The following is a 20,655-nucleotide window of genomic DNA, read 5'->3' as shown; positions in this document are numbered from 1 at the left end:
GAGCACGGTCGGCGGTTCGGCGCGCTCGCAGATCAGGTCGAGAAGCTGGGGGACGCCGCCGGCGAGATCGTCGCCCGCCAGCCCCAGTTGGCGCGCGAGCGAGGCACAGATGTCGTCCAGCGACCGTTGCCTCGCGTGGATCGCGGCCAGGTTCCGGTTGAGGCTCGGCCAGCGGTCCACGTGCCGCCAGATCGCGCTCGTCGGCTCGCGCAGCACCGGATGCGCCGCGCACACCAGGACCCCGAGCAGCGCGGACTTGCCGACACCCGGGCTGCCGGTCACCACGCGCAACCGGATCGCGCCGTCCCCGTCCCCGTCCGCGTCGTGCCCGTCCAGCCAGGCGGACAGCTCCCGCAGTTCGCGCCGGCGGCCGCTGAAGCACCCCACGCCGCTCGCCGGGAGCGCCGCGCCGTGGCCCGCGGCGCGCTCGATGAAGTGCTCGGCGTCCAGGATCTCGTCGGCGTCGTCGACGAACGGCGCGACCGCGACGTCCACCTTCGGCAGCACCGTCGCGCGCGCCCCGTCCCGGTAGCGGGGATTGGGGAAGAACGGCAGCGCGGCCAGATCCGCCGCGATGTCGACCAGCGTTCCGGTGACCTCCTGCGGCAGCGCCGCGCGTTCCCGCGCCAGCCGGATGACCTCGCGGCGGATCTCCCGCGCGACCGTGGTGAGCGGGATGTGCCGCCAGGTGCGGTCGATGTCGACACGGTTGTCCGCGAAATCCCGCAGCACGTTCGCCACCGCCTCGGTGAAGCGGCCGTTGAACGCCTCCTGATACGGCGCGCACGCGGCGATGACCCACGCCCGGTTGTTCTCGTCGGCGGTCTTGAGCTGCCAGGACATGCGTGTCACCGCCCCGGCGTAACACAGGTCGAGCAGAAACAGGGTCCGGGGATGATCGTCGAACTCGGCGATCCGCTTGAGCCAGGCACCGACGTCGCTGAGCGGGTCGTGCTTTCCGTCGGCGCCCACCGCGTAGAGGGTGCCGGTGCCGGTCAGGTGTCCATGGCTCAGGATGTGCACGACCAGGATCCCGTCCGGGCCCAGGTCGCGCGCGGCGTTCCAGATGAAGTCGGCCAATGCCGCGCCGGTCAGATTCGTGGCGTGGCTCGGGGAGGAGCATTCGTAGCCGAACTTCGTGAGCGCGGCGGTGACCGCCGTGACCCGGGCCGGCACGAAACCGAGGTTCGGCAGAGCACCGGGCTGCGGCTCGCCGCCGGCTCCCGGTCCCGGCGCGCCGAACGTGCTGACGCCGAGACTAAGGGCCCTGCGTCGCGGGGACGCGGGCGTGTCGGTGTCGGTCATCGCGCCGCCGCGATCATCGCCGCGACCGTCCTGCTCTCCAGGTACTTGCGGGCCCGGTGGAAGTCGAACACGCCGATCGTTTCCGACAGGTCCGCGTCGACGTCGAAACGCCCGGCCAGCCGGGAGGGCACCGCCACCAGGTCGCCGACGTCCGCGACGTTGATCCACCGTTCGACCGCGGCGGGACGCGGCGCGGGTTGAGCGCCGGCCGTTTCCACCCGGTCGTAAACGACGTCCGGCATCGCCAGCGGCGAACCGATCGTGACGAAGAGACCGACCGTGCCCGCGGGGAGGGTGCAAAGCGCCTCGTACGCGACGACCGAGCCGAGTGAGTGCGCGATCACGATGTCCGGGCACTGCCGCTCGACGGCCTGTGCCACGATGAGCCGGGCCTCGTGGCGCGCGGCGCCCTCGCGCTCGCCGAGATACGCCTCCACCTCCGCGAGGAAGGTGGCCACGAACCAGCGCACGAGTTTGCTGTCAAGGCCGTAGCGCGTCGCCATCCACTCCGCGATCTGCCGCACGGGACGGGTGAGACGGCCCTGCGCGATCTCCGGCGGCGCACCGAGCGCGCGAGCCCAGGCGAGCGCGGCGTCAAGGGACGGCGCCGTCGGGTCACCGTCGTCGCTCAGACCTTGCGCAGCCTCGGTATTCAGCAGATGGGCGTAATACGCGACATGCACCTCGACCGTTGTGCCCTGGCGCTTCGCGAGCGCCTGCTTCCACGCGGAGGCCAGTTGCGCGCCCGCCCCGGCCGGGTCGAGGTCCGGCAGGTGGTTGCCGACCCCGTGGACACCGACGATCCGCGTCACGCCGCCACCACCTCGGTTTTACGCACAGTCGTATGTATGAGAGCCCTTCGGCATCGTAATCGAATTCGCCCGCGCGGCGGCGGGTTCACAGCTTTTCGTGCTTCGCAGAGCTCGTGCGGCACGGCCGGCCGTGATCACCGCCCGTCGGCGGGCGGTCGCCGCCGGTCAGATCGCCTCGTCGCGCCACACCTCGTCGTGAGCCGCGTCGGGATTGATACCGAGCAGTTCGGCCGCGTGTACGGCTCCGGCCGCCTGCAGCAGTCCGTCCGTGCCCCAACCCAGCAACGCAGGGGCCTTGTAAAGTGGCACGAGCAGGCGGCGGTACGTGCGTCCGGTGTCCGGATCTGGGTGGCGGGGCAGGAACGCGGTGATGCGGGCCGCCATGCGCAGTTGCGCGTAGGGCGGGCCGCCGTCGTCGGTGACGCGCAGGTAGCCGAAGTACAGCGGGCGGGCGATCTCGATCTGGCTTTCCTCCATGCACTCCCGGGCGAGCGTCGCGGTGGCGTCCTCACCCCGTTCCGGCCTGCCACCGGGTAGGCCGTAGTCCTCGCCGTCCACCCGGAGCAGCACCCTGCCCCGCTCGTCGAAGCAGAAGCCGTACACCTGGCGCACTTGCAGGTCGGTCGGCCGGGCACCGCTGATCCATCGGAAGATCGTCACGACTCCTCCAGACGGGTCCGCGGCCGTGACGGCTCCAAACACTCCGGATCCCACGAGGTCGGCATGGGTCTTATTCAACCCGATGCCGGGGACCTGGTGCGCGTGTTTTCGGCCCGGTCGAGAAACCCGAGCCGCTGGTCGGGAAACACGAACGCTCCGGCGGCGGCGGGAGCGCGCCCACGGCCAGCCGTCATGCCGTCAACGGATGGGACCGCGGGGCAGGTCGAGGTGACGAACTGCTCGGCTCCCGCGCAGCGCGCGTCCGCGGTTCGTCGCCGTTCCGGGCGGCCGTGGCCGCGCAAACCGCATGAAAGCGCGCGAGGGACTGTTTCGACCGGGTCAGCGCGGTTATCCGCGATACGTCGATTCCTTGTGAGGTGAGGGCAATGCTGCTGCTAGGACTCCTACTGGCCGGCGCGGCCGGGGCGTTCACCGGACTGCTGATCGCGTACAACGCGAGCGGCGGCCCCGAATACACCGTGACCATGTTCGGCAACACGCTCGGGACGCTCAACACGTTGGAGATCTTCATCTCCGGGATCGTGCTGGCGTTGATCTTCTGCCTTGGGCTGCTGATGATGCGCGGCGGCGCGGCGATGGCTCGGCGGCGCAGGGTCTCCCGGCGCGAGCAGCGCCGGCAGACGGCGGCCGCGCTGGCCGAGCGCGACGCCATGGCGAACCGGCTGCGCGACACCGGGAGCTATGAGGGCGACCCCGCGGTGACCGCCACGCAGACCGACGTCGCCGCCACCACGCCGCGGCGACGCCACCGGCCGCACGTCTTCGGACACTGATCGAAGCGGTCGCGTAAGGGCCGGTCCGCCCAGATATCCGGATATGGAGAGCCTTCCGCCGAGTACCGGTCGCCGGTACTCGGCGGAACTCCCATTCTCGTGTGCTTACGCACGCGTGCCCGGCCGGACTGCATTCAAGAGCCACCAGCACCGATTACGCAGTGCGGCGCCGGCGAACGAAGTAGCGCGGCGCCGCGCACCGCGATCGCGCCCGCCGGCGGCCGGCCTGCGGGCTGAGGGAAGCCCCAGCGTTGGTCAGGAGACTGTTTTACGCGCTGCGGTGACGGCCACGGTCGCGTACTGCATCAGGAAGCTGCCTCCTACCGAATCGATCGCGGCGCCGAGGCCCGCCAGCAGATCCCGCTGCGTCTGCGCTGGAAAGCGGCTGTGGCCGCCGAAGGTGGGCACCTGGTCGAGCCATTCGTCCCGGGTGTACGAACGCTGCCAGGCGAAGTTCCACCGCTCCGGTTCGTCGAAGGCGCCCGTCTGCTCGATACCCGCGGCGGCCTTGGTGAAGATCGGCGCGTACACCTCCAGCCCGGGAACGGCCCGCTGGAAGAACTCCGTTTCGGGTAGTACCCGCCGATAAGTCTCGGCGAAGGCCCTGGCCAGGTCGGGCGGCAGCTGGAAGACGTTCCAGAACGCGGCCAGCCGACCCCCCTCGCGCAGCGCCTCGGCCGCCCTGCCCGCCCCGGCCACCGGATCGACCCAATGCCACGCCTGGGCGGCGACGACCGCGTCGAAGCGCCGACCGGCCGGATCCCATTCTTCGAACGTTGACACCTCGACCTCGGTTCCGGTCCGCCGCGCCAGATCGGCCATCCGCGCGTCGACCTCCACGCCGAGCACCCGGCAGCCGGCGGCGTGGAACTGCCGTGCGGCGATACCGGTGCCGCATCCCACATCGACGACGTCGCGACCGGGACAGGCGGAGACGATCCGCTTGATCAGGGCGTCGGGATAGCCGGGCCTGGCGCGGTCATAACGATCCGCGTCCGCCCCGAAGGACTGTGCGATCTCCCGCGCCCGATGCGGCTCGTTCCCGGCGGGCGGCGACGGCTCCGGAGTCATAGTGGTCATCCGCCCACTATGAATGGGCGATTGCCCATTAGTCAATCGGGTAAGGTCCGCGGTGAGCCACGAGAGCAGCCGAGCGAGATCGAGGAGTGACGCGGTGCCGACCGGGGTTGCGTTGCGCGACCCGCGCGAACAGCTTTTCGCCGCCGCCGAGCGGGTACTGCTGCGCGACGGTCCCAGCGCGCTGACGAGCCGGGCGGTGACCATGGAGGCCGGCTGCGCCAAGGGCGTGTTGCACCGGCATTTCGCCGATTTCGACGCCTTCCTCACCGAGCTGGTGCTCGACCGGGTCGCGAGGATCGAGGTCGAGGCGACCGCGCTGCGCGCTCGCGCGGGGACGGGCACGGTCGCCGGAAACCTCACCGCCGCGCTGACCGAGCTGTTCGGCGCGGTCGTGGTGGCGATCGTCGCGCTGATCATCTCGCGCGACGGCCTGCGCGCCCGGCTGCGGGAGGCCGGTACGGCGCGGATCCCGCTGTTGGGCGAGGGCACCCGGATGATCGCCAGCTATCTCGCCGCGGAACGCGACTTGGGCCGCGTCGCCGCGGACGCCGACGTCGGCACGCTCGCGGCCACGCTGATCGGCGCGGGGCATCTGCTCTTCGCGGACCGGAAGGGAGCCGCGCCGAGCGCCGACGCGCTGCGCGACGTCGTTGCCACGGTTCTGGCCGGGGCCGGCCGGGTGGCCGAGGCGTAGCGGCCTGCGCCCACTCGACCGCAAGTCCGCCGCTCTCGGTCACCGATCGTGACCGTGCCAGGCACTAATCCCGTGGTTCGAGCACGAATACCGGGATGGTGCGCGTGGTGGTCTGCGCGAAGCCGCCGAAGAACTTTGATTCGCGTAGGAAACGCCCGGTCAGTGCGTCGTGCTCGGCGCCGGCCGCGACCCGGGCCGTGACCCGGCGGGTGCTCGTCCCGACCTCGATCACGGTCTCCGGATGGGCGAGCAGGTTGTGGTACCAGCCCGGATGCGTGGGCCGCCCGCCGTTCGCCGCGACGATGACCCAGTTCGGGCCGTCCGGGAGATAAGCGACCGGTGAGAGGTGAGCGGCGCCGGACTTGGCGCCCCTGTGGTGCAGGAGCAGCAGCGCAACGCCTTCGAACGCGCCGCCGACCACGCCGCCGTTGGCCCTGAACTCCTCGACCACCGGACGATTGCGAACCTGCTGCTCCTGCGTCATGTCGCTCCCCGATCGCGCCCGCCGCGTCCCGCCGCGGAACCAGCGGCACGCATCTTATCGAGCAGCTCCCGGGGCGCGGCAGGCCGCCGGTATCAGAGCACGAAACGATCAGCCGCGCCGGCGGTACGCACATCACGCAACCAGGCGAACCAGTCCTCGAGTCCGTCGCCGTCGGTGGCGGACAGACGCAGGACCTCGGCACCGGGATTGACGGCGCGCACCCGCGCGATGAAGGCGTCCACGTCGAACTCGACGTAGGGCAGGATGTCAGTCTTCGTCAACACCACGACGTCGGCGGCCCGGAACATGTGCGGGTACTTCGACGGCTTGTCCGCTCCCTCGGTGACCGAGGCGAGCACCGCGGCCGCGCCGGCGCCGAGGTCGAACAGCGCGGGGCACACCAGGTTTCCCACGTTCTCCACCAGGACCAGAGCGCCGCGCTCGGGCCCGAGCCGGTCGAGGGCGCCGGCCAGCATCCCGGCGTCGAGATGACAGCCCGCGCCGGTGTTGATCTGCACGACGCGGCCGCCGGCGGCCGCGATCCGGTCGGCGTCCAGCACGGTTTCCTGATCGCCCTCGACGACCGCGAGCGGCAGCGTGCCACCCAGGGCGCGCACCGTGCGTTCGAGCAGCGTGGTCTTGCCCGCGCCGGGGGAGCCCATCACGTTGACGGCGGTGGCCCCGAGCGCGGCCAGACGCTCCCGGTTGCGCTGGGCCAACTGGTCGTTCTTGGCCAGGACGCGCTGCTCCAGCACCACGGTGCGTTCGGCGGCCTCGTCCGCGCGGCCGTAGGCGCGGGCATGCGCGGCGCTGCGATCGTGCTCGCCCTGGTGCTCGTGCGCGGCACCGTGCTCGTGCGCACCACTGCTATCGTGTCCACCGCTGTTTTCATGTCCACCGCTGTGTTCATGCCCACCGCTGTATTCGTGCACAGCGTCGTGGCCGAGCACTTCACCGAGTCTGACCGTGGCTTCTTCGCCGCAGCCGCAGGTGTCACACATGGCCACGCACCTCCACAGCGCGGATCAGCAGTTCCTGCCCGGCTATGACGTCCACGTCCATGCTGCCGCAGTCGCACACGGCGAACAGGTCGTCGCTCGCGAACTCGGCGGCGCAGGCGCGGCAGCGCATCCGCCCGGCCGGCTCGTCCACCACCAGTCGCGCCCCGGCCAGCCCGGTGTCCTCGGTGGCCGGCCCGAAGCAGAACTCGACCGAGGGCACCGAAACGCCGGAAAGCCTGCCGATCGCCAGCCGCACGCACACCACCCGAGCGTCGGGGAGGCGCTGCGTGACGCTCTCCACGATGCTCTCGGTGATAGCCAGTTCGTGCACCCGGAACTCCCCGGAACCACCCAGCAATCCGGATTTCCTCAGCAGTTCGACGGTATACGCGCCGGGTCGTTCGCGCCGCTCGGCTCGGGCAGCGGCCATGCGCGGGACAGCGCCCAGTCGACGCGCTCGCCCGCGGAATGCCGCGGTGGTCCGGGGACGCGCAGGTCGAGCCGGCCCGCGTCCGTGTCGAGGCTGTAGTCGGTATGCGGGCCGCGGAAGCGCACCCGAGCGGCGACGCCGGAGAACGGGCCGCCGAGCACCGCCCAGTCGGGTCTGACCAGCACCCGGCGTGATGGCCGGTCGGATGCGTATTGGACCGTCGCGCTGGCTGAACCGATCGTGATCTGCGCGGTCGCGCCGTCGTTCGGGCTGGTGGTCGGCACGCGCAGGACGCAGGCGGGGCCGGTGAGCCGCGCGACCGAGAGGCCGGCCGGGCGTTCGTACACCTCGTGCGGCGGCCCGCTCTGCGCGATCCGGCCGCGGTCGAGCACCGCCACCGTGTCGGCGATGGCCAGCGCCTCAGCCGCGTCATGCGTCGCGTACACGGCCGCGGCGCCGCTCTCGACCCGGCGGCGGGCGACCTCGTCGAGCACGAGCGCGCGCAGGTGCGCGTCGAGGTGGGCGGTCGGTTCGTCGAACAGGAACAGGGCCGGCTGCCGCGCCAGCGCCCTGGCCAGCGCCACCCGCTGCTGTTCCCCGCCGGACAGTTCGGCGGGCCTGCGGCCGGCCAGGGCGGCGATGCCGAGCCGCTCCAGCAGCGCAGCCGCCTGGGTCCGGGCCGCCGTCTTGCCGGTCCCGGCGCGGCGCATCGGGTACGCGACGATGTCCGCGACGGGCATGTGCGGCCAAAGGGCGTAGTGCTGGAAGACGACGCCGACGCCGCGCCGCTCCGGTGGCTCGTGCCGGCCCGGGCCGGACACCTGCGTGCCGGCCAGCCGGATCTCGCCGCGCAACGGCGCGATGAAACCCGCGATCGTGTCCAGCAGTGTGGTCTTGCCGCTGCCGGAGGCGCCGAGCAGCGCGAGCAGGCCGCCGCGCGGCACCGCGAGCGCGACATCGGCCAGGACCGGGCGCGCGTCCCGGCCGACCGCCAGGTCCCGGCACTCCAGGGCCGCTGACGAGGCGGTCACCCGGCGCTCACCACAGCGCCCGCCGAATCGGCCGAGTCCGCTGAGCCTGCCGACTCCGCCGACTCCGCCGACTCCGCCGACTCCGTTGAGTCCGCCGTTTCGAGCACGTCTTCCGGTGTTTCCATCGCGTCGAGCATGTCCTCACGGTCCCTGCTGTCTCTGCCGTGTGCACTGTCCCTGCCGTCCGCACTGTCCGCACCGCGTGTGCTGCCCGGCGCCCGAACCGTGCCACGCCGACCCTGGCTCCCGGCTCGCCGTCCACGGGCCAGCGCCAGCCCGACCGCCAGTGGCGGGACACTCAACAGCAGCGCCAGCGCGCTGGTCGCCCCGACCTGCCCGAGTTGTTGCTGGTCGAGCACGACGACGGCGAGTGTCTGCGTGCCCGGTCCGTAGAGGATGCTCGACATGGTCAGCTCGTGGGTCGCGAAGACCAGGGTGAGAGCGGCGCCGACCGCCAACGCCGGGCGCAGCGCCGGCAGCGTGGTGTCACGCCAGGCCGCCACGCCCCCGGCTCCGCTGGCGCGCGCCGCGCGGGCCAGCGCCGGATCGATCCGTTCGACGGCCGCCGCGACGGGACGGTGCCCGAGCGCCCACAGTTTGCCCAGATAGGCGATGAGGATGATCAGCGCGGATCCGGTGAGCCACCGCCCGTACGCGACCAGGACGCCCACGGCCAGCGCCGAGCCGGGTATCGCGTAGGCGAGCGTCACGGCGGTGCCGAGCGGGCGCCGCAGCCGCGCGCCGGCCGCGGCCACCGCCAGGCCCATCACCGGGACCAGCACCGCGGCGGCGACGGCCAGGATCAGGCTGCGCAGCAACGCGGGGACGGTCTCGCCGGACAGCGCGGCGGTGAAGTTGGCGAGCGTCCAGTGCGAGGGCGTAGGACTGAGCCCCGGTCCGCGAGTGATCGCGTCCCCGACGAGCACGAGCAGCGGCACTCCCGCGGCCAGCAGGACGTACAGCGCGACGAGCACGCGCACGGGGCTGAAACGGGCGGGGCTGAAACGGGCCAGGCGTCCCCGGTGCACCGGCCGGCGCGCCGCCGCGGGGGCCGAGGCCGTCGCGGAGTTCGCCGGCACGGAGCCCGCCGCCGCCCCGGGCAGCAGGTCGGCGCCCCCGATGACCACCAGCACCAGCGCGGCCATCGCGAGCGCCACCACCGCCAGCTGCCGGAACGAGTCGGGGTCCGCGGAGAGGTTCAGGTCGCTGTATACGAGCGTGGACATCGTCGCGAAGCCATCGGGCGTGCCGAGCACCTGCGGGATCGCGAAACTGTTGACGCAGTTGACGAAAACGAGCGCGGCGGCCGCGAGTATCGGCGCGCGCAGCAGCGGGAAAGTCACGGTGCGCAGCACCGTGACCGGGCCGGCGCCGCAGGCGCGCGCCGCCTGTTCCAGGTGCGCGAAGGGCCGCACGGCGATGGCCGCGGCGGTGGCGAGATAGGCGAGCGGCAGCGCGTGTGCTGTCAGGGCACTGATGATCCCGGTCGGTCCGAGCAGGCCGGGCAGCCGCAGGTGCAGGTACCGGTCCGCGTACCCGGCCGGGCCGTATGCCTGGGACCAGCTGAATCCGAGCACGAATTCCGGCAGCAGCAGCGGCGCGGCGACGGCCAGGCGCAGCAGGCGCCGCTCGCGCGCGGGTCGCTTCTCCACCGCCAGCGCGGCGGCGGTGCCGAGCGCGACCGCGAGGACGGTGACGGCCGCGCCGACCATCAGGGTGTTGCGCACGGCGGTGAGGTTGCGGCCGGAGCCGAGTGCGGCCACGGCCCGGCCCCAGCCGGCGCCGGAGGCGATGTGCGCCAGTTCGAACAGCGGCGCCGCGGCGAGCGCGGCGAGCAGTCCGGCGACCAGGAGCACGGCGCCCGGCCGGATCGAGCCGAGCCGGATCGAGCCGAGCCGGATCGAGCCGAGCCCGGTCGGGCCCGGCCGAGCCGGTCCGAACCGCGCGGAGCCGAGCCGGGCACGCATCTTAGAGCCCGAAGATCGACTGGTACTCGCCGAGCAGATCGTGCTGGTGGCCGAACAGGTTCGGCCAGTTCGCGGTCACCTGACCGGCTCCGGCCGGGATCGGCGGTCCGGGGATGCCGGGCAGCACCGGCTGCCATCCCGTCGCGGCGATGCGCCGCTGTGCGTCGGTGGACAGCACGTAACGCAGGAACGCGCCCGCCGCGTCCGCGTTCTTACTCGCCGAGGTGACCGCGATCGGGCTGTAGAGCGTGATCGCCCCCGGCTTCGGCCAGACGATCTGCACCGGTGAGCCCGCCGACTGCGCGCTGCGCACCTGCGAATCGAGGCTGATGCCCAGCGCGTAACGGCCCTGCGCGACGTCGGTGACCACCTCGGGGATCGTCGCCACCTGGACCGCGCCGTTCGCCTTGAGCCTGCGATAGAAGTCCATGCCGTATCCGGGCGCCTGGGCGAAGTAGCCGAGCGCGGCCAGCGCGGAACCGGCCGCCGCGGGATCCGGGATGGCGACCTTGCCGCGATAAGCGGGCGACGCCAGGTCGCTCCACGTGGTGGGCAGCGCGGTCAGGCCCTTGCGCGCGACGATGACGAGGTAGAGCAGACGGGTCGGGTACAGCGCGTCGGTCGCGTACTTCGCCGGGACATTCGGCGGCAGCGCGATCGGGTGGCTGCGCAGCAGTTGTTGCGCGGCGTATGACTGCATGGACAGCGGGTCGGTACCCCAGACCACGTCCGCGCGCACGCCCCCGGTGCGTTGGTCGGCGGCCAGTCGCGCGTTCAGGGCACCGGTCGTGGCTCGGAAGACGGTCACGTTCGAGCCGGGGTGCGCGGCCTTGAAGCCGGCCACGACCGAATCGACGGTGTTCTGCGTCACCGAGGTGTAGAGCGTCAGCGACAGCGCAGCACCGGTACGCGCCGGTGACTCGGCCGTGGCGGAGCCCGTCGTCGCGGAGGCGTTCGTCGCAGTGTTCGAACCACAGGCCGCCGCGACGAGGCCGAGCGCGGCGAGAAGGATCGACAGCGTGGCGCGACCGGCCGGCCTGTGCTGTTCGGTGCTGCGGTGTCGGGTGCTGTGTGCGGTGTGGTGGCGTTCGATGTGCTGCTTTCGAATGCGGATGACCGCGCGCATGCGGTGCGCCTCGTTCCTCAGCCGGCGGTGGGGTTTCGGTCGGGCACGTCCGGACCGAGGATCCAGCCGCGCGCCGGGACAATTGTGTCTTGCCCGGCGCCGTCCCCGCTGGTGCCGTCCTGCCGCGCGGAGCCGGTCGGAAGGCCACTTGCGGCGGCGAACGTTTCCGGGTCCGGGGTCCAGTCGTGCGGGTCGGTGGTCAGCCCGAGCAGGTAGGTCGTGGTGCAGTCCAGGACCGCGGCCAGTTCCGGCAGCCGGCACAGGTCGAGTCCGTTGCCGTGCTCCATGGCGCTCAACGCCCGATTGCCCAGCGGCACGCCCGCGTCGCGCAGCGCCTGCGATACCTCGACCTGTGTCAGCCCCAGCGCCGCGCGCCGCTCGCGCAACCGCCGGGCACAGATCCAGTGCCGCTCACGCGGAAAGGTCCGCCGCTCGGTCCGCATCCTGCCGCCACCGCCATAGGTCGCGCCGCGCCTGCCGACGAATCGAGTCTGCGCCGCCGCCGCGGCAGCGTCAATCCCGGAATCCGTCAATCCGCAACTTCCGCGACATTACCGTCTTCATCGGACATTTCTGCCAGCGGTAGCACCTCGTACCGCGCGAAGTTGTACACCGGGGCGAGCCCGAGCAGGCGTTCGAGCTCCTCGTTCGAGGAAACGTCATAGATCCACGCGCCGCCGTGCTGGCCGACCAGGTGGAAGCGCGCGGCGAGCTTGGCGTCGCGCCGCAGTGCCGCGGCGTAACCGGGCATCCGGGCGACCGCCGCCGCCATCTCGCGCGAGAGCAGGCTCAGTTCGACGCGCCAGAGCACCAGGAACTTCATGCCTCGCGGGAGGCTTCCGGGCCGCCGGCACCGTCCCCGACCGTGTCCCCGTCCGTGTCCCCGTCCGTGTCCCCGTCCGTGTCCCCGTGCCCGTCTGTGGCCGCAGCCGCGAGGTCGGTGGTGATCTCGATCTCGAGCTCGACGGCGTCCCGCAGTTTGAGCGTCCCGAAGAAGGCGCTGTACGGCTTGATGCCGTGCTCGCTCTGCGTGACGGTCGCCCGAGCCAGGTATCCGCCTTCCGGCTTTCGGGTGACGGCGAGGCGCAACGGGCGCTCGACGCCATGCAGGCTCAGCGTGCCGTCGAACGTCCCGCCCTCGGCGCTCGGCGTGAGGGCGGCGCTGCGGTAGACCGCCTGCGGATGGCGCTCGCTGTCGAGCGACTTGCGGGCGTTGCCCGCGATGTCGCGCCGGTCCCGGTCCGTCAGCGGTTTGACACCGCCGGTGCCCTCCAGGACCCGCAGCGAGGACAGTTCGATGCTCGCCTCGATCGCCGGACCGCCTTGGGCACCGGGCGGGGTGGCCAGCGCGGACCAGGCCGCGAACTCCAGCACGAGGTCGTGGCCCACCTGCGCGGCGAGCCCCTCGCGGTACGTGCGCAGGATGACGCGGCCGTCGGACGGGCCGAGTCGTACAGGGCCGGACATGAGGCCCACGCTAGGCCGCCGCGGCGGGCGCCGCCAGCGCGGCGCGCACGGAGCGCGCGAATGGACCAGCGAAGCGAGCGGCGGGTGACGGCCGCCGCTCGCTTCGCGTACGAATTCGCGGAATTCCGGAATAACGGAGGGACGGGCCGGGGGAATCCGCGAAAACACCATCAAAGGAAAGTCTTCGGCGACGCTCTCGCCGTCGTCCGCCTGGCCCATCACGCCCGCCCACCCTTCCTGCCCGCCTGCTGTTCCTGCCCGCCGTTCCTACCGCCCAGCTGGCCGGACACGCGGCCGGACGTGCGGCAACACTCGCGCGCTGCCTGAATGTCACGAGCCGCGAGACAACCACCTGACCTCAGGCGCGGACCCGGACAGGCCTGTCCGCGCACAGTCCTGATCCATATTGCCGACCGGACAGTACCGGCGTAACGTGCGATATCGGCGCCGATTATGACCGGCTTTTCGGAGTCGTCACGACGCCGCCGAGGGAATGTGCTGGAGCGGTGCAGGCGGCAGCGAGGAGGTGGCCGTCGTGACGACAGCCATGCAGTCCGGCCGGAGCCCGGAGGCGCGGGAGCGGTCCGCGTCCGAGCCGGTGGTGCACATACTCTGGATGAACGGGGGACTGGGCTGCGACGGGGACTCCGTCGCGCTCACCGCGGCCACCCAGCCGACCATCGAGGAGATCGTGCTCGGTGCGCTGCCCGGCCTGCCGAAGGTGGCCGTGCACTGGCCGCTGATCGACTTCGAATGCGGGCCCGAGCAGGGCGCGGACACCTTCATCGAATGGTGGCACAAGGCCGACCGCGGCGAACTCGATCCGTTCGTGCTCGTGGTCGAGGGCTCCATCCCGAACGAGGCGATCAAACCGGAAGGGTACTGGTGCGGCTTCGGCAACAACCCGATGACGGGCCAGCCGATGACCACCAGCGAATGGCTCGACCGGCTCGCGCCCAAGGCCACCGCGATCCTGGCGGCCGGCACCTGCGCCACCTACGGCGGCATCCACGCGATGGCCGGCAACCCGACCGGAGCCATGGGCGTGCCGGACTACCTCGGCTGGGACTGGCGCTCGAAGGCCGGGCTGCCGATCGTGTGCGTGCCGGGCTGCCCGACGCACCCGGACAACCTGTCCGAGACGATCCTCTACCTGCTCTACCAACTCGCCGGTCAGGCCCCGATGATCCCGCTGGACGAGGCACTGCGACCCACCTGGCTGTTCGGCGCGACGGTACACGAGGGCTGCGACCGCGGCGGCTACTACGAGCAGGGCGAGTTCGCCAAGGAGTACGACTCACCGCAGTGCCTTGTCAAGCTCGGCTGCTGGGGACCGGTCGTCAAGTGCAACGTGCCCAAGCGCGGCTGGATCAACGGCGTCGGCGGCTGCCCCAACGTCGGCGGCATCTGCATCGCCTGCACGATGCCCGGTTTCCCGGACAAGTTCATGCCCTTCATGGACGAGCCGCCCGGCGCGCGGATCTCGACGGCCGCCAGCGGCGTGTACGGCACGGCGATCCGCACGCTGCGCAAGTTCACCCAGCACACGGCGGACATCGAGCCCAAGTGGCGGCACAAGGGCGAGCGGCTGACCACCGGCTACGAGAAGACCTGGTGACGGCGGAGACCTAGTAAGGGAGCTGAGTCAATCATGACCATGGCCGAAGAGCGGGCCGCCGCCGAGCTCGCCACCGACGTGGTGGAGATGAACTGGGATCCGATCACGCGGATCGTGGGCAGCCTGGGGATCTACACCAAGATCGACTTCAAGCAGAAGAAGGTCACCGAGTGCCACAGCACCTCCTCGATCTTCCGCGGCTACAGCATCTTCATGAAGGGCAAGGATCCGCGCGACGCCCACTTCATCACCAGCCGCATCTGCGGCATCTGCGGCGACAACCACGCGACCTGCTCGGTGTACAACCAGAACATGGCCTACGGGGTGCGCCCGCCGCACCTGGGCGAGTGGATCATCAACCTCGGCGAGGCCGCCGAGTACATGTTCGACCACAACATCTTCCAGGAGAACCTGGTCGGCGTGGACTACTGCGCCAAGATGGTCGGCGAGACCAACCCCGGCGTGCTGGAGCAGGCGAACCGCACCGAGGCGCCGCACGCCGCGGACCACGGATACCGCACCATCGGCGACATCATGCGCTCGCTCAATCCGCTGGAGGGCGAGTTCTACCGGGAGGCGCTGGCCGTCAGCCGCACCACCCGGGAGATGTTCTGCCTGATGGAGGGCCGGCACGTGCACCCCTCCACGCTCTACCCGGGCGGCGTCGGCACGGTCGCGACGATCCAGCTGTTCACCGACTATCTCACGCGCCTGATGCGCTACGTCGAGTTCATGAAGCGGGTCGTGCCGATGCACGACGACCTGTTCGACTTCTTCTACCAGGCGCTGCCCGGCTATGAGGAGGTGGGCCGCCGCCGCGTCCAGCTGGTGTGCTGGGGCTCCCTCAACGATCCCGAGTACTGCGACTTCAGCTACGAGCACATGACCGACTGGGGCCGGCGGATGTTCGTCAGCCCCGGCGTCATCGTGGACGGCAAGCTGATCACCAACGACCTGGTGAAGATCAACCTGGGTATCAGGATCCTGCTCGGCCACTCCTACTACGAGGACTGGGACGGCGAGGAGGTGTTCGTCGAGCGCGACCCGCTGGGCAACCCGGTGGACCGCAGGCACCCGTGGAACCAGCACACCATCCCGCGCCCGGCGAAGCGCGACTTCGACGACAAGTACAGCTGGACGATGTCGCCGCGCTGGTTCGACGGCGAGAACTACCTGGCCGCGGACACCGGCGGCGGCCCGATCGCCCGGCTGTGGGCGACCGCGCTCGGCGGCCTGGTGGACCACGGCTACGTGAAGTCCACCGGACACAGCGTCCTGATCAACCTGCCGCGCACGGCCGGCCGCCCCGAGGCCACCTTCGAGTGGCGGATCCCGCGCTGGAGCAACGCGATCGAGCGCAACCGGGCGCGCACCTACTTCCAGGCGTACATGGCGGCCAGTGCGCTGTACTTCGTCGAGCAGGCGCTGGCCGAACTGCGCGCCGGCAACACCAGGACCTGGGAGCCGTTCACCGTGCCGGACGAGGCGGTCAGCGTCGGGTTCACCGAGGCGGTGCGCGGCGTGCTCTCGCACCACATGGTGATCCGCGGCGGCAAGATCGCCAACTACCACCCGTATCCGCCGACGCCGTGGAACGGCAGCGTGCGCGACCACTTCGGCACCCCGGGCCCGTACGAGGACGCGGTGCAGAACACCCCGATCTTCGAGGAGAACCCGCCGGAGCGGTTCAAGGGCATCGACATCATGCGCGCGGTGCGCAGCTTCGACCCCTGCCTTCCCTGCGGCGTGCACATGTTCCTCGGCGAGGGCCGCACCCTGCACAAGGTGCATTCGCCGCTGGCCGCCGCGACGGCGCTGTAGCCGGGGGCGCTTTCACCGGGATGGAGCGGTCCGAGACGGAGAGGCGGGCGCCGTGACCGACGTGAGCGAGGTCGGCATCAGGGTGGAACAGCTGGTCGGCGGCTTCGCGCAGGCCGCCGACCGGGCTCGGGCCGAGGAACTGGTGCGGCTGGTGGTGGGCCTGTACGGAGAGGGCCTTGAGCGCACGGTGCGCACGATGGCGCGGCGCGATCCGCAGGCGCTGGCCGAGCTGGCCGGCGACGAGGTGGTCGGCGGGCTGCTGCTGGTGCACGGCCTGCATCCGCTGAGCGTCGACGAGCGCGTCCAGCGCGCGCTGGACGGGGTGCGGCCGTATCTGGGTTCGCATGCCGGCGGTGTGGAGTACCTCGGCGTCGACGACGACGGCGTCGCGCGCCTTCGGCTCGCCGGCACCTGCAACGGCTGCCCCTCCTCGACGGTCACCGTCCGCTCGGCGATCGAGGGCGCGATCGAGCGGGCCGCGCCGGAGGTGCTGCGGGTGGAGGTGGAGGGCGTGGTCGCCCCGAGCGCCGGTGAGCCGCGGCTGCTCCAGATCGGCCCGCGCCCGGACGAGGGCGCGCGGGACGCGGCCGTGTGGCGTGAGTTGCCCGCGCTCGGCTCGCCGACCGCGGGCCCGGTGGCGCTGGACCTGGACGGAATGAGAATCCTGATATGCGCGGTGCGCGGCACGCTCTACGCCTACCGAGACGCATGCGGGGTCTGCGACGCACCGCTGGGGGAGGCCGCGGTGGAGCAGGGTTTGCTGACCTGTCCGCGTTGCGCCGCGGCCTTCGATCTGCGGCTCGCGGGCCGCTGCGTCGCCGGGCCGGGCGCGGGCCCGGATGGTCCCCAGGGCCCGCACCTTGACCCGCTTCCGCTGGTCAGCGACAGCCGCGGCGTGCGCGTCGCGCTCCCCGCGGCGGTGTCGCGATGACTGTGCGCGGCGGCGCCCCGGCCGGCCTGGCCCGCTTCGCGCGCGGCGCCGGATCAGCCCCCGGGCCGATCGCGGACGTTGCCGCACCGGCGCCGCCGGCCGCGCCGGTCGAGCGGTGTGAACTGTGCGCCGAGCGACTCGACGACAGGCACGGGCACATCGCAGATCTCGAACAGCGCGCGATCCGCTGCACCTGCCGCGCCTGCTACCTGTTGTTCACCAGGGAGGAAGCCGGCGGCGGCCGGTACCGCGCGATCCCGGACCGGGTGCTGCACGATCCGGCCCACCCGCTGAGCCGAGCCGGGTGGGAGCGCTTGCAGATCCCCGTCGCGGTGGCCTTCTTCCTGACTGCGACCGCCTCGCCGTCCGAGGCCGAGACCGTGACCGTGACCGAGGCCGAGACGGTGACCGAGACCGTGACCCGGGCCGAGGGCGGCGGCGCGCGCACGACGGTCTCGGCGTTCTATCCCGGCCCGGCTGGAGCCACCGAGTGCCTGCTCGACCTGGACGCCTGGAACCGGCTGCGCGAAGAGCACCCGCTGCTGGCCGAGGCGGTCCCCGACGTGGAGGCGATCGTCGTGCGCTGTGACGCCGGGAACCGGGACTGCTACCTGGTGCCGATCGACGTCTGTTACGAACTGGTCGGGCGCCTGCGCTTGCAGTGGCGCGGATTCGACGGCGGCGAGCAGGCCCGCGCCGGTATCGACGAGTTCTTCGACACGCTGCGCCGGCGGGCCCGCGGGTTCGACCCCGCAAGCAGTCCGGCGGGCGGGCCGCGATGACCGAGTTCTCCTTCGACTGCACCGGGATCGCCGCCCAGCAGTACTCCGCGGCCCCGGCGCTCGACATCCTCCTGCGCATCAGCGAGACCACCGGCGCGCGGATCGACGCCGTCGCGCTGCGCTGCCAGGTCCGCATCGAACCGACCCGCCGACGCTACGGCCGGGACGAGGCGGCACGGCTGTACGACCTCTTCGGCGACGCCGCGCGCTGGCCCGACACGCTCAAGCCGTTACAGGTGGCCACGCTCACCGCGGTGGTGCCCGGGTTCCGCGGCGCCACCGACACCGTGCTCCCGCTGCCCTGCAACTACGACCTCGATGTCGCCTGCGCGAAGTACTTCCACGCCCTCGACGACGGCGAGATCCCGCTGCTGCTCCTGTTCAGCGGCACGGTGTTCAGGACCGACACGGCCGCCGGACAGGACGGGCGGATACAGGTCGAGCAGGTGCCCTGGAGCAAGGAGTGCGCCTACCGGCTGCCCGTGAAGATCTGGCGCGAGGCGATCGACCGGCACTTCCCGGCCGGCGGCTGGATCAGGGCCGGCCGCGAGACGCTCGACGCCCTCCAGCGCTTCAAGTCCGCGCAGGCGCTCACCACCTGGGATGCCACGCTCGAAGCGCTGCTGCGCCGCGCCGGGGAGCGCGCCGATGACCGGGCTTGAGCAGGCGCGCGCGGTCGCCGACACCATCCTGTACGAAGGCTACGTCCTGTACCCGTATCGGGCGTCGGCACAGAAGAACCGCGAACGGTTCCAGTTCGGAGTCCTGATGCCGCCCGCGTACACCCGGCTCGACCCTTCCGAGCACACCTCCAGCCGGACCGAATGCCTGCTGGAGTGCGGCGACGAGGCCGGGGTGCGTGTCTTCGCGCGTTTCCTGCAGATCCAGCGCCGCACCCGGCCCGACGGCGAGTCCTGGGACGAGGCGGTCGAGCACGAGCACGAACGCACCGTTCACGTGGACGCACTCGCGCGCGGCCCGGTGGTCTTCCACCTCGCGGCCGACGCGGCGCAGACATCCGAGGCGGCCGAGGCGCCCGAGACGCCCGAGACGGCCGTGAGCCGGGACGAGCGCGCCGCCGCCGGCGGCCCGGTCACCCGCCGCCGCGAGGCGCTGACCGCACGGTTGACCGTGCACGCGGACAGGGTCGCAGGACCCTACCGGCTGCTGAAGCTTTGCTGTGTGCTGGAGAATATGACCGAGCCGCCGTCCCCGACCGCCGTGCAGCGGCGCTCCGACGCGCTCCCATATGCGCTGGTCAGCGCGCACCTGCTGCTCGAAGCACCCGGATGCCGCTTCGTGTCGATGACCGACCCGCCGCGGTGGGCCGCGGCCGAGGCGGCCGCGTGCCGCAACGAGCGCACCTGGCCGGTCCTGGCCGGGCCGCCCGGGACCGCGCAGCTGCTGCTCTCCAGCCCGGTGATCCTCTACGACCACCCGCGGCTGGCGCCGGAGAGTCCCGGCGACCTGTACGACGCGACCGAGATCGACGAGATCCTGACCCTGCGCACGCTCGCGCTCACCGACGCCGAGAAGGCGCAGGCCCGAGCCACCGACCCGCGGGCCGCCGCCATCGTCGAGCGAGTGGACGCGCTGCCGCCGGAACTGCTCGACCGGCTGCACGGCACGGTGCGCTACCTGCGCGCCGTCACCGAACCCGCGCCCGCCGGGGTGCCGGACCCGCCGTGGTGGGACCCGGAGGCCGACGCGTCGGTGTCCCCGCAGACCGACGAGGTGACGGTCCGCGGCGTACCGCTGCGCAAGGGTAGCAGAGTCCTGATGCGCCCGGGCGCGCGCCGCGCCGACGCGCAGGACATGTTCCTGGCCGGCCGTCCGGCCGTGATCGAGGCCGTGCTCACCGACGTCGACGGCCGGGTGCACCTGGCCGTGACACCGCAGGACGATCCGGCGGCGCAGCAGTACCAGCGCCACGGGCGCCACCTCTACTTCGCCCCGGACGAGATCGAGCCGATCGGGGGAGCGCAGTGACTGCGAACAGCGCCGCGGGTATGGAACGCGCGGCGCACGGCGCCGCCGCCGACTGCCGGACCGTGGTCGCAGGAATCGGCAACATCCTGCTCGGCGACGACGGTTTCGGCGTCGAGGTGGCCCGGCGGCTCTCCGGCCGGGCGCTGCCCCCGGGCGTCGAGGTGAGCGACGTCGGGATCCGTTCCGTACACCTGGCCTTCGACCTGCTCGACGGCTGCCGGCTGCTGATCCTCGCCGACGCGAGCGCCCGCGGCGAGACCCCCGGGACGGTCACCCTCCTGGAGGTCGATCCGGCGACGCCCGGACCCGGCGGACCGGACGGCGACATGGCCGCGTTCGACGCGCACGGCCTCGGCCCGGACGCCGTGCTCGGCCTGCTCGGCTCGCTGGGCGCGCGGGTCGGCAGGATCCTGGCCGTGGTGTGCGAACCCGCGGACACCGAGCCGGGGATCGGCCTCAGCCCGCCGGTCGCCGCGGCCGTGGATGCGGCGGCCGAGCTGATCGAGCGGCTGGTCGCCGAGCTACCGGCGGAGAGGAGATGAGGAACCGATGATCGGAAAGATGGCGGCGGCGACCGCCGCCGTGCTCGTGGCCGCGGCGGTCGTGAGCATGCTGCCGGATCTCAAGCGGTACATCGAGATGCGCGAGCTGTGACCGATCGGG

Annotated in this window: 22 protein-coding genes; 10 read left to right on the top strand and 12 right to left on the bottom strand. The window is 71.9% G+C overall.

All coding sequences use genetic code 11. The features are described 5' to 3' along the window. Nucleotides 1-1,301: 1,301 nt before the first annotated feature. Together KGA66_RS00515 and KGA66_RS00510 are read right to left on the bottom strand one after the other, a co-directional pair. The gene (locus tag KGA66_RS00515) at nt 1,302-2,117 is read right to left on the bottom strand and encodes a hypothetical protein (RefSeq protein ID WP_211463249.1); all 816 of its coding nucleotides are present in this window, start codon (nt 2,115-2,117) and stop codon (nt 1,302-1,304) included. Between the two features lie 165 nt (nt 2,118-2,282). Continuing rightward, a complete protein-coding gene (locus KGA66_RS00510) occupies nt 2,283-2,777 on the bottom strand; it encodes an NUDIX hydrolase (protein WP_211463247.1) in 495 nt (164 codons plus the stop codon). 386 nt (nt 2,778-3,163) lie between these two features. Here KGA66_RS00510 and KGA66_RS00505 point away from each other — a divergent pair, with 386 nt between their 5' ends. Further along, entirely contained in the window at nt 3,164-3,571 is a 408-nt protein-coding gene (locus tag KGA66_RS00505; protein WP_211463245.1) for a hypothetical protein, read from the top strand. Nucleotides 3,572-3,826: 255 nt separating this feature from the next. On the opposite strand, the gene KGA66_RS00500 is transcribed toward KGA66_RS00505, so the two are convergent. Next, entirely contained in the window at nt 3,827-4,651 is an 825-nt protein-coding gene (locus KGA66_RS00500) for a class I SAM-dependent methyltransferase (protein ID WP_211463244.1), read from the bottom strand. A 94-nt stretch (nt 4,652-4,745) separates the two neighbouring features. Here KGA66_RS00500 and KGA66_RS00495 point away from each other — a divergent pair, with 94 nt between their 5' ends. Next, complete coding sequence (locus tag KGA66_RS00495; RefSeq protein WP_211463242.1) at nt 4,746-5,345, top strand: TetR/AcrR family transcriptional regulator; 600 nt, start codon at nt 4,746-4,748, stop codon at nt 5,343-5,345. A 64-nt stretch (nt 5,346-5,409) separates the two neighbouring features. On the opposite strand, the gene KGA66_RS00490 is transcribed toward KGA66_RS00495, so the two are convergent. From KGA66_RS00490 to KGA66_RS00450, 9 genes are all read right to left on the bottom strand, one after another. Continuing rightward, nucleotides 5,410-5,829, bottom strand: a complete 420-nt coding sequence (locus KGA66_RS00490) for a nitroreductase/quinone reductase family protein (RefSeq protein ID WP_211463240.1) — start codon at nt 5,827-5,829, stop codon at nt 5,410-5,412. A 92-nt stretch (nt 5,830-5,921) separates the two neighbouring features. Continuing rightward, nucleotides 5,922-6,830 carry a hydrogenase nickel incorporation protein HypB gene (hypB, locus tag KGA66_RS00485; RefSeq protein WP_211463237.1) on the bottom strand — a complete coding sequence of 303 codons (909 nt, stop codon included), beginning with the start codon at nt 6,828-6,830 and terminating at the stop codon, nt 5,922-5,924. Continuing rightward, nucleotides 6,823-7,161, bottom strand: a complete 339-nt coding sequence (locus KGA66_RS00480) for a hydrogenase maturation nickel metallochaperone HypA/HybF (protein ID WP_211463235.1) — start codon at nt 7,159-7,161, stop codon at nt 6,823-6,825. Before KGA66_RS00480 ends, hypB begins: the two co-directional genes overlap by 8 nt. Before the next feature lie 38 nt (nt 7,162-7,199). Beyond that, nucleotides 7,200-8,291: an ABC transporter ATP-binding protein gene (locus tag KGA66_RS00475; protein WP_211463233.1), complete on the bottom strand. Its 1,092-nt coding sequence runs from the start codon at nt 8,289-8,291 to the stop codon at nt 7,200-7,202. Further along, nucleotides 8,288-10,258 (bottom strand): ABC transporter permease, encoded by a 1,971-nt coding sequence (locus KGA66_RS00470; protein WP_211463231.1) that lies wholly within the window; start codon nt 10,256-10,258, stop codon nt 8,288-8,290. The genes KGA66_RS00475 and KGA66_RS00470 overlap by 4 nt, the downstream gene beginning before the upstream one ends. Before the next feature lies 1 nt (nt 10,259). After that, nucleotides 10,260-11,384: an extracellular solute-binding protein gene (locus tag KGA66_RS00465; protein WP_211463229.1), complete on the bottom strand. Its 1,125-nt coding sequence runs from the start codon at nt 11,382-11,384 to the stop codon at nt 10,260-10,262. 17 nt (nt 11,385-11,401) lie between these two features. Beyond that, nucleotides 11,402-11,827, bottom strand: coding sequence for a hypothetical protein (locus KGA66_RS00460; RefSeq protein WP_211463227.1), 426 nt, complete (start codon nt 11,825-11,827; stop codon nt 11,402-11,404). An 86-nt stretch (nt 11,828-11,913) separates the two neighbouring features. Beyond that, nucleotides 11,914-12,207, bottom strand: a complete 294-nt coding sequence (locus KGA66_RS00455; RefSeq protein ID WP_211463226.1) for a muconolactone Delta-isomerase family protein — start codon at nt 12,205-12,207, stop codon at nt 11,914-11,916. Then, nucleotides 12,204-12,851, bottom strand: a complete 648-nt coding sequence (locus KGA66_RS00450) for a YceI family protein (RefSeq protein ID WP_211463225.1) — start codon at nt 12,849-12,851, stop codon at nt 12,204-12,206. Before KGA66_RS00450 ends, KGA66_RS00455 begins: the two co-directional genes overlap by 4 nt. Nucleotides 12,852-13,398: 547 nt before the next feature. Between KGA66_RS00450 and KGA66_RS00445 the strand changes: the two genes are divergently transcribed. The 8 genes from KGA66_RS00445 to KGA66_RS32405 are packed head-to-tail and all read left to right on the top strand — an operon-like array spanning nt 13,399 to nt 20,646. After that, a complete protein-coding gene (locus KGA66_RS00445; RefSeq protein WP_369015777.1) occupies nt 13,399-14,469 on the top strand; it encodes an NADH-quinone oxidoreductase subunit B family protein in 1,071 nt (356 codons plus the stop codon). A 39-nt stretch (nt 14,470-14,508) separates the two neighbouring features. Further along, complete coding sequence (locus tag KGA66_RS00440; protein WP_369015776.1) at nt 14,509-16,290, top strand: nickel-dependent hydrogenase large subunit; 1,782 nt, start codon at nt 14,509-14,511, stop codon at nt 16,288-16,290. 52 nt (nt 16,291-16,342) lie between these two features. Then, the gene (locus KGA66_RS00435) at nt 16,343-17,221 is read left to right on the top strand and encodes a NifU family protein (protein ID WP_211463222.1); all 879 of its coding nucleotides are present in this window, start codon (nt 16,343-16,345) and stop codon (nt 17,219-17,221) included. Beyond that, a complete protein-coding gene (locus tag KGA66_RS00430; protein WP_211463221.1) occupies nt 17,218-18,003 on the top strand; it encodes a DUF5947 family protein in 786 nt (261 codons plus the stop codon). Before KGA66_RS00435 ends, KGA66_RS00430 begins: the two co-directional genes overlap by 4 nt. After that, on the top strand, nt 18,000-18,665 hold the full coding sequence (locus KGA66_RS00425) for a DUF6084 family protein (RefSeq protein ID WP_211463219.1): 666 nt from the start codon (nt 18,000-18,002) through the stop codon (nt 18,663-18,665). The genes KGA66_RS00430 and KGA66_RS00425 overlap by 4 nt, the downstream gene beginning before the upstream one ends. Further along, the gene (locus KGA66_RS00420) at nt 18,652-19,992 is read left to right on the top strand and encodes a hypothetical protein (RefSeq protein WP_211463217.1); all 1,341 of its coding nucleotides are present in this window, start codon (nt 18,652-18,654) and stop codon (nt 19,990-19,992) included. Before KGA66_RS00425 ends, KGA66_RS00420 begins: the two co-directional genes overlap by 14 nt. After that, nucleotides 19,989-20,534, top strand: coding sequence for a hydrogenase maturation protease (locus KGA66_RS00415; protein WP_211463215.1), 546 nt, complete (start codon nt 19,989-19,991; stop codon nt 20,532-20,534). The genes KGA66_RS00420 and KGA66_RS00415 overlap by 4 nt, the downstream gene beginning before the upstream one ends. A 7-nt stretch (nt 20,535-20,541) precedes the next feature. Further along, complete coding sequence (locus KGA66_RS32405) at nt 20,542-20,646, top strand: DUF6893 family small protein (RefSeq protein ID WP_438822009.1); 105 nt, start codon at nt 20,542-20,544, stop codon at nt 20,644-20,646. The last annotated feature ends 9 nt before the right edge of the window (nt 20,647-20,655 follow it).

The sequence above is a fragment of the Actinocrinis puniceicyclus genome, assembly GCF_018283645.1.
Classification (GTDB): domain Bacteria; phylum Actinomycetota; class Actinomycetes; order Streptomycetales; family Catenulisporaceae; genus Actinocrinis; species Actinocrinis puniceicyclus.
Note: the sequence above shows the minus strand (reverse complement) of the source record. Positions and strands in the feature narration are given on the sequence as shown.